This window comes from Micromonospora orduensis, from assembly GCF_006228125.1.
GTDB classification, from domain to species: domain Bacteria; phylum Actinomycetota; class Actinomycetes; order Mycobacteriales; family Micromonosporaceae; genus Micromonospora; species Micromonospora orduensis.
In genome coordinates this window covers 1-532 of record NZ_VDFY01000097.1, presented here as the reverse complement: position 1 = coordinate 532, position 532 = coordinate 1, and the positions used below count along the sequence as shown (strand labels likewise).

Genomic DNA, 532 nt, shown 5'->3' with positions numbered 1-532 from the left:
GTGGGGGTCGCCGGTGAGCAGGTTGGCGGTGGCTTCGTGGGTTTCGGAGGGGCCGTACTGGTTTTCGAGGGTGGGGTTGTCGAGGTGGCGGAGGAGTTCGTGCAGTTCGTCGCTCAACCGCAACACCTCGCCGGAAAGGAGGATTTCCCGGAGTGACAGCGCCGGCCGCTGCTCGCGTTGGGCCCAGGCGTACGCGAGTTGGTGCAGGAATGCCGGTGTCGAGTAGAGGCGTTCGACCCGTTTGTCGGCGAGCAGGTCGAGGAGCAGGTCGGGATCGCGTCGCTGGTCCTCGTCGGGCAGGACGAGACGCCCACCATCCGACAGCGTCACGAAGAACTCCAACAGGGACACGTCGAAGCCGATCGAGGCGAGCTGCACGCCGGTCTGACTCCCACTACGCCGGGCCAACTGCCATTCCACGACGTTTTCCAGGGTGGTGGCGGTGACGGTGATTGCTTTGGGTGTGCCGGTGGAGCCGGAGGTGTAGACGATGTAGGCCGCTTGGGCTGGGTGGTGGTGGCGGGGTGGGGCG

Annotated in this window: 1 protein-coding gene; it reads right to left on the bottom strand. The window is 66.2% G+C overall.

Annotated elements, in window-relative coordinates; all coding sequences use genetic code 11:
* Window positions 1–532: AMP-binding protein (locus FHG89_RS05560; protein ID WP_139583273.1), on the bottom strand; the 532-nt coding region annotated here is incomplete at both ends.